Annotated in this window: 7 protein-coding genes; 2 read left to right on the forward strand and 5 right to left on the reverse strand. The window is 73.0% G+C overall.

Features of this window, described 5'->3' with window-relative positions; all coding sequences use genetic code 11:
• Positions 1–43 precede the first annotated feature (43 nt).
• Complete coding sequence (locus tag GA0115240_RS19850) at positions 44–583, reverse strand: EF-hand domain-containing protein (protein ID WP_093738089.1); 540 nt, start codon at positions 581–583, stop codon at positions 44–46.
• 731 nt (positions 584–1,314) lie between these two features.
• On the opposite strand from GA0115240_RS19850, the gene GA0115240_RS19860 reads away from it, so the two are divergent.
• Entirely contained in the window at positions 1,315–1,809 is a 495-nt protein-coding gene (locus GA0115240_RS19860; protein ID WP_141708901.1) for a hypothetical protein, read from the forward strand.
• A 285-nt stretch (positions 1,810–2,094) separates the two neighbouring features.
• On the opposite strand, the gene GA0115240_RS19865 is transcribed toward GA0115240_RS19860, so the two are convergent.
• From GA0115240_RS19865 to GA0115240_RS19875, 3 genes are all read right to left on the reverse strand, one after another.
• Positions 2,095–3,291, reverse strand: a complete 1,197-nt coding sequence (locus tag GA0115240_RS19865; RefSeq protein ID WP_093738095.1) for a sialidase family protein — start codon at positions 3,289–3,291, stop codon at positions 2,095–2,097.
• A gap of 89 nt (positions 3,292–3,380) precedes the next feature.
• Positions 3,381–4,298: a dihydrodipicolinate synthase family protein gene (locus GA0115240_RS19870; protein ID WP_093738097.1), complete on the reverse strand. Its 918-nt coding sequence runs from the start codon at positions 4,296–4,298 to the stop codon at positions 3,381–3,383.
• On the reverse strand, positions 4,298–5,854 hold the full coding sequence (locus GA0115240_RS19875) for a sialate:H+ symport family MFS transporter (protein ID WP_093738099.1): 1,557 nt from the start codon (positions 5,852–5,854) through the stop codon (positions 4,298–4,300). The genes GA0115240_RS19870 and GA0115240_RS19875 overlap by 1 nt, the downstream gene beginning before the upstream one ends.
• Positions 5,855–5,939: 85 nt before the next feature.
• Between GA0115240_RS19875 and GA0115240_RS19880 the strand changes: the two genes are divergently transcribed.
• Entirely contained in the window at positions 5,940–6,695 is a 756-nt protein-coding gene (locus GA0115240_RS19880; RefSeq protein WP_093738101.1) for a FadR/GntR family transcriptional regulator, read from the forward strand.
• Positions 6,696–6,738: 43 nt separating this feature from the next.
• Here GA0115240_RS19880 and GA0115240_RS19885 read toward each other — a convergent pair whose 3' ends face one another.
• Positions 6,739–7,575, reverse strand: a complete 837-nt coding sequence (locus GA0115240_RS19885; RefSeq protein WP_093738103.1) for an SAM-dependent methyltransferase — start codon at positions 7,573–7,575, stop codon at positions 6,739–6,741.
• Positions 7,576–7,650: the final 75 nt, after the last annotated feature.

Raw genomic sequence — 7,650 nt, forward strand, 5'->3', positions numbered from 1 at the left:
CGGCGGGCCGCCGACGGGGCAACCCGGTCAGCCGGTCAGCCGGTCAGCCGGGCAACCGGCCGCAGAGCCGGTTGCCCGGCTCGACCGGATTGTCGCTGATCCAGAACTGGCGCCACAGCAGGGCGAATTCCTCGCGGCCGAGGTAGCCGTCGCCGTTCAGGTCGAGGAGTTCGAACACGCCCGTCAGATCCGTGGGCCGCCCGTTCCAGGTCTCGACGAGCCGCCGGTGCTCGTCGGGCGAGATACGGCCGTCGCCGTCGGTGTCCACGGCGTCGAAGACGGTGTGCGCGGTCGCGGTGACCTCCGGGACCATGGCCGGCAGCCGCTCGACCAGGGAGAGCAGCTCGCTCATGTCGACCGTGCCGTCCCCATTGGCGTCCCCGGCCTCCAGCAGCGCCGCCCACCACCCCATCAGCAGCGTCTCCACCCGCGCCCGCAGCTGCGTCCCCGGGCCCACGCCGGGCAGCCGGCTCCAGCGGGCGACGAGCGCGGTGAAGTCGTCCTCGCGCAGGTAGCCGTCGTCGTCCGCGTCGAACGCCGCGAACATCCCCTGGAACTTCCGCTCCTGAAACGCACTGGCCATCAGTGGCCCCCCTCGACGCGTACCGAGCCGTGAACTGCGGGCGACCGCCTCCACAGGTGGCGGACGGCGTCAACTCTAGGGCGGGGCTTGCCCCCGTTCCCACGAGAACATGTGCCCGAAGGTTCACCCCCTCGGCGCGCGCCGGCGGAACGGCCACCGCCACCGGCAGCAACGCCCCACCCGCCCGCGACCGTAGGAGATTTCGTCACCGGGCCGGGCTCCGGTTGCGTCATCGTGGTAGCGCGGGCACCACCGTGCGGTCCGGGAGGCGCGGTTCATGGAATGGGGCTGGGGGAAGGCGCGTGGTCGGCGTCCGGATCATGGGCATCCGGATCGCCGGCCGCCGGCTCACGCGCGGCCGGCCGGCCACAACGCCGACGTGGTGTTCGAGACGGCGATCCACACCGCCCGGACCCTGTGGCGCTGGGGGTGCTGGGTCCGGCTGGCCCTGTACGGCGCCGCGGCCCTGCTGGCGGTCGCCTGCTCGCCGGCCGGCGCGCTGCCGCGGATCGCGCTGTCCCTGGTCCCGGGGGCGCTCGGCCTGGCGCTGGCCTTCGGCCACAGCTTTTCGGAGAAGCTGCCGCTGCTGGACCGGATGCCCGCCGCCAAGCGGCTCGTCCGGCATCTGACCAGCGTCCGGGAGAAGGCCGCCGTGGACGCTTCCGGGCTGCTGGAAGGCGCCGGGATCTTCCTGGCGACCTGGCTGTTCGTCGGTCCGGCCCCGCCGCAGCATGACGACACAGCGGGGGAACTCCGCTCCCGAACGGGAGCAGGAACACCACGACGCACGGCACCGGGTGAACCGGCTGCTGGCCGCCTTCCTGGCGGCGATTCCCTTCGCGGCGGTTCTCAACCTCCTGCAGGACTGGCTCGGCGGCGGTATCTCCGCCTCGCAGACCGGACTGCTGGCCGGCGTCCTGGGCCTGCTGGCCTTCCTGGTCTACGCGACCATGACCGCCTCGGCCGACACCGCCGACGAGGGCCGGGCGACCCGTGAGGCGCTGCGGGCGCTGCGGGCGATCATTCTGCAGGTCAACGAGCACATACCGGTCAACGGCCTGCCGGAGTCCGCCCACTTCCAGCTCACCGGCATCCACATCATCGAGGACGCCAAGGGCGACGTGGTGAACCACTACCTGGACTGGTTCAGGGAACTGCAGCACGGCCAGCGCTCCCTCACCCTCGACGACCTCCGTTCCCGGGACGACCAGCACCCCGTGGCCTGAGGGAACGGAGCGGACCGCCGTGAACGCCCACGAGCAGCTGGCCAGGCGGCTGTTCACCCTCATCGACGGCCGGCGGTGGGAGGGCCTGCCCGAACTCTTCACCCCCGCCGTCTGCTACGAACGGCCCGGGTACGCACCGATCCCGGCGATACCCTCCCTGCTCTCCTTCTACCGCGGCGAACGCGTCGTCGCCGACGGCCGGCACGCGATCCTCGGCTGCCTGGCCGGCGCCGGCCAGGTCGGCCGCTGGGGCGAGTTCAGCGGTGTCTCCCGCTACGGACCGGCCTACGGCCGCAGGTCCCGCAGCGGGATGCGGGTGAAGACGATCCGCTCGTACGGGGACGTGGTGCCGCTCTCGTACAGCAGGCCCACGTCCGCCGCGCCGGTCTCCACCAGGTCGCTGTATCCGGCCGGCAGGTCGGACAAGGTGCGCACGGACGCCCAATGGTGGCCGGCGTCGGTGGACGCGCGGACGGTCATCGCGGCCCGTGCGCCGGGATCGCCGGGGCCGGCGAAGAGCAACGGGCCGCCGGCCGGTTGCAGAACGCTGCCCTCCACCACCGGCCCGACGAGGTCGGGTTGGGGCGCGTAGGGGCTGCGCAACGTCTCCCCGCCGTCGTCGCTCCAGGCGTCCACCCGGACGCCGGGGGCGGTGCCGTTCTGGTTCCGGGCGTTGAAGTAGAGACTGCCGCTGGGGAGTTCGGCGACGGTGGACTCATTGGCATTGACCACGCCGTCGGGGGTGTCGTCCACGAAGCCGATCCGCCAGTGATCGCCGCCGTCGTCGCTGAGCAGGCAGTGACCGCCGTAGTACTTCGCCTCCGTGCCGGTGTCGGCCGAGCCGGCCGGCGGCGGGACGGAGTGGTTGGCGGGCATGACGAGCCGGCCCCGGTGCGGCCCGGCCGACAGGGCGGCGCCGTGGCCCGGTCCGGTGGAATACCAGCGCCAGGCCGGGTCCTTGGCCTCGGCGGTGATCTCGCGCGGCGCGCTGAAGCTCTCCCCGTCGTCGTCGCTGCGCTGCACCCACACCCGACGGCCGTCGGCCGCCGGCACCGTGCCGGCCATGATCGCGGCCTCGGTGGCATCCGCGGCGTTGGTGCAGGTCAGCAGGATGATCCGGCCGGTGCGCGGGTGGACCGCGGGCGCCGGGTTGCCATGGGTGTCGCTGCCGTCGCCGGCCACGACGGCCAGCGGCCCCCAGCTGCGGCCCCCGTCCGTGGACCGCTTGGCGACCACCACGATGCTGCCGGTGTCCGAACTCCCCGCCCGGGCCTCGGCGAACGCCACCAGCGTGCCGCGCCCGGTCCGCACCACGGCGGGCACCCGGTAGACGGGGTAGCCGTCGGCCCCCGCGGTGAACGGCACGGATTCCACCGCCTCACCCGGACCGGAAGCCGCCGAAGCCCGCGCCGCCGCACCGCCCAGGCCCACCACCCCGGCGGCAAGCGGCAACACAATGAGCTGACGTCGATGGAGCGGCATGGCGGTGACCTCCCGTTGAAGGATCCGGTGGACGGCGCGATTTCTCTCCGGTCACGGGCACGCGCCCCGCGGGCGGGTCGGGCGCCGGCTCAGTCGATGCGGCCCAGCCCCGCTGCCGCCACCCGCTCCGCGACCGCCCGGCCCTCCGCCTCGGTGAGGGGCAGCAGCGGGGACTGCGTACGGGGGCCGGCGATCACGCCGCGGGCGACGAGAGCGGCCTTGAAGGCACCCAGAGCGCCGGAGATACGGCCCACGCGGGACCGGTCGGCGATGTCGGTGATGGTGAACAGCGCGGTGAGGCGCCGCTGTTCGTCCCGGGCCGCGGCGAAGTCCCCGGCGCGGGCCGCCCGGTGGAGGCGCACATATCCGTGCGGGTCGACATTGCCGAGGCCCGGGACGATGCCGTCGGCGCCGCGGGCCATCGCCAGGTCGGCGAGGGTCTCGGAGCCGGTCAGGCAGTCCAGACCGCTGGCCGCGGCGCCGTCGACCACCCGCTGGAAGCCCGCCAGGTCGCCGGAGGAGTCCTTCACCGCGACGATCACCTTCTGCTGGGCCAGCTCCGCGACCAGGTCCGACGGCAGCTTGTAGCCGACGTTGGCGGGGATGTCGTACGCCACCAGCGGCAGGTCGAGGGCCGCGTGCAGGAGTTCGTAGTGCGCGCGGACCTCCGCCGCGCCCACACCCACGTAGAAGGGCGCGGTCACCACGACCGCGGCGGCGCCCAGCGCCTGCGCCCGCCGGGCGTGCTCCAGCACCCGCCGGGTGCCGGTGTCGATCGCGCCGGCCAGCACCGGGACCTGCCCCGCCGCGGTGGCGACGACGGTGCGCAGCGCGGTGTCGCGCTCGCGGTCCGTCAGCTGGGCGGCCTCCCCGGTGGAGCCGCCGACGAACAGGCCGTGCACGCCCGCGTCGAGCTGGAACGCGGTGAGGCGCTCCAGCGAGCGGGTGTCCACCTCCCCGTCCTCGGTCAGCGGGGTGCACAGCGGAGGGACGACTCCGTGGAACATCAGACCTTCTCACTGCTCGGATCGATTTCCGGCCCGCTGTTCGGGCCGCTGCTCGGATCGCTGGTCGGATCGCTGCTCGGGGCATCGCCCGGGCCGCGCTGCGGGCCGGGGGCCGCGAGATCGGCCGGCCGGGCCGGACCGTACGCTTCGGCCGCCTCGGGATGCCGCGCGTCGACCCGCCGCTGCAACCGCCCCGGCAGGTCGAAGCCGACCAGCAGCACGACCACCGCGGTCAGCGCGAGGCCCAGGACCGCGATCGACGTCCCCAGGCTGAGCGGCTTCGCCAGCTTCGCGCCCAGCACGGGCGCCGCCGCGCCGCCCAGCGCGCCGACGTTGTAGCTGAAGCCGAGCGCGGCGGCCCGCAGGCGGACCGGGTAGAACTGCGAGACGTACTTCGGGAGGATCCCGGAAGCGCCCTGGCTGGTCGCCAGCAGCAGGAAGAGCAGCACCCACAGCCACACCGTGTGGCCCTCGCCCAGGGCGAAGACCGGGTAGACGAACGCCAGCGACGCGATGAGCATGCCGACGTACGCCTGCCGGGTGCCGAACCGGTCACCGAGGTAGCCGGTGAGCACCGAGCCGGCCGCGTAGCCGATGCCCGCGTAGAGCAGCGCGTCGGAGACCTGGGCGGGGTCGTAGTGCAGATCCGTCTTCAGGTAGGTCGGCAGCAGCGACTGCAGCGGCCAGGAGTAGAGGAACGCGCTGAACACGGTGACCATCAGCGCGACCACCACCGGCCAGAGCCGGCCGGTGAACTGCACGGTCAGCGCGACGAAGCAGGCTGCGGCCACCGCGATCAGCGGCAGCGTGACCGCCGTCGACTGGCCGCGCAGCACCAGCAGCAGGGCGGCCGCCGCGAGCAGGCAGAGCGGCACGTTCCCCACCTTGCGGCGGCCGCCGAAGAGCAGCCGGGTGGCGCTGACCGGCTCGCCGCCCGCCGCGCGGGCCCGCTGCCAGTCGCCCGCCTCCGGCAGCCGCCGGCGCAGGTAGACGGCGAGGACCACCGGCAGGATGCCGATCCAGAAGAGCACCCGCCAGCTGGTGTGCGGCACCACCCACGCGTAGGTCTTCGCGGCCAGCACACCGCCCAGCGGGTAGCCGGACAGCAGCATGCCGCTGGCGGTGTTCCGCATCCGGTGCGGCCAGCTCTCGATGATGTAGGTGGCGCCGGCGCTGTATTCGCCGGCCATGCCGAGGCCGACGACCATGCGGAACGCGAAGAGCGACCAGTATCCCCAGGAGAATCCGCAGAGCACCGAGCCGACCGCGTACAACGCGATGCTCAGCACCATGGCGGGGCGGCGCCCGAGCCGGTCGGCGAGCGCGCCGACGGCCAGTCCGCCGAACCAGCGCGACACGAAGGCGGCGGACACCAGCGTCGCCGCGGTCACGGTGGAAAGATGGAAATCCTTGGCGATTTCGGTCAGCACCAGCGTGATCAGCACGAAGTCGAAGCCGTCCATGGCATAGCCGAGCCAGGCGGCAGAGAACGCCTTCCAGTCCCGGCGGGACAGTTCGGCCCGCCAGTGCAGCGGTGGTGCGGCGATGTCGGTCATGCGGCTCGCATCCTCGGGAGCGGCGGACGGATGACATAGGACGTAGGACGTCCAACGTCCTACACATGGCGGTAACGTAGGCGCCATGCCAGCGCAGCACAAGCCCTCCGCGCCGAAGGGCGCGGAACCGGACCCCAATCGGCGGCCGACCGTGCAGGACCGCGTCATCGACCTGATCGTGGAACTGGACCTGGACCCGGGCGAGGCGCTGCCCGCGGAACCCGAGCTGATGCGCGCCCTCGGCGTCAGCCGCAATTCGGTCCGCGAGGCGCTGAAGAGCCTGCAGGCGCTCGGCATCGTCGACATCCGGCACGGCTACGGCACCTATGTGGGCACACCCCAGGTGCTCCCGATGGCCCCCGGGCTGCTCTTCCACACCCGGCTCGCGGTCCGCCGGCGGAACCCGCGCGCGCTGCGGGACATCGTGGAGGTGCGCGCGCTGCTGGAAAGCGGCCTCATCCGCCGCTCGGCGCTCGACCTGTCGGCCGCCGACCTCGACCGGCTCCAGGAGGAACTGGACGCGCTGGAAGCCGGCGGGGACAGCGGCCGGGCCGGACACGACCGGCGCTTCCACGAACTGCTCTACGAACCGCTCGGCAACGCCCTGGTGCTCCAGCTCATCGCGCTCTTCTGGGGGGTCTACCGGCAGTTGGAGGGCGAGGTCGGCAAGCCGCGCACCGACCACCAGCAGGTGGTGCGCCAGCACCGCCGGGTCCTGGACGCCCTGCGCTCGCACGACCCGGACGCCGCCGCGGCCTCGATCGCCGAGCACTTCGCCGACATCACCGCCCGGATGGACCGCTGGGCCGCGGCGCCCGGCACGCCCCCCACCGGTCGGTAGCCCCGGTCCGGGGACGGGGCCGGATCCGGGCGGCGTCCGGCTCTCACGCCTTGCGGGCCACGCCCCCGTACATCGCGACCTCGGAGTCCAGCACGTCGCCCTCCGTGCCGGGTGCGGGGCGCCAGCTGTGGACGAGGACCACTCCGGGCTCCACCAGGTCCAGGCCGGCGAAGAACTGCTCGACCTCGGCCTTGGTCCGGTTGCGGGCGGGCATGCCGCGCTTGGTGTACTCGGCCACCACTTCGCCGATCGGCTCCGGGCTGGAGTCGACGGTGACCGTCGAGAGCACCAGCCAACTGCCGGCCGGCAGCAGGTCCAGGTACTGCTTGACCAGGCGGTAGGCCTGCTGGTCGTCGGTGATGAACTGCAGCACGGCGATGATCGACAGGGCGACCGGCCGGGAGAGGTCGAGGGTGTCGGTGAGCTCCGGCGTGCGCACGATCGCCTCGGGGTCCCGCAGATCCGCGTGCAGGTAGGCGATGCGGCCCTCGGGAGTGCTGTTCAGCCGGGCGCCGGCGTGGGCGAGGACGATCGGGTCGTTGTCGACGTAGACGACCCGGGCGCTCGGGAGGACGCCCTGCGCGATCTCGTGCAGGTTGGGCGAGGTGGGGATCCCGGTGCCGATGTCGAGGAACTGGTCGATGCCCTGCTCGGCCAGAAAACGGACGGCCCGGTGCATGAAGGTCCGGTTCTCCCGCATGGACACCCGCAGGCTGGGCCAGCCGGCGAGCATCTGCTCGGCCGCCTCACGGTCGGGGGCGTAGTTGTCCTTGCCGCCGAGTATGAAGTCGTAGACCCGCGCCGAGTGCGGGACACCGGTGTCGATCTGCGGCGCCTCGTACTGCGCAGGCCGACGTGTCCAGGCCATGTCGTCCGACATTCGCGTGCTCCTTCTGGATGATCGCATCGGCCCGGGCGGGCTCGGCGGGCCGATCGGACCGGCGCACCTGCTCCC

This window comes from Streptomyces sp. DvalAA-14, assembly GCF_900091855.1.
Taxonomy (GTDB): domain Bacteria; phylum Actinomycetota; class Actinomycetes; order Streptomycetales; family Streptomycetaceae; genus Actinacidiphila.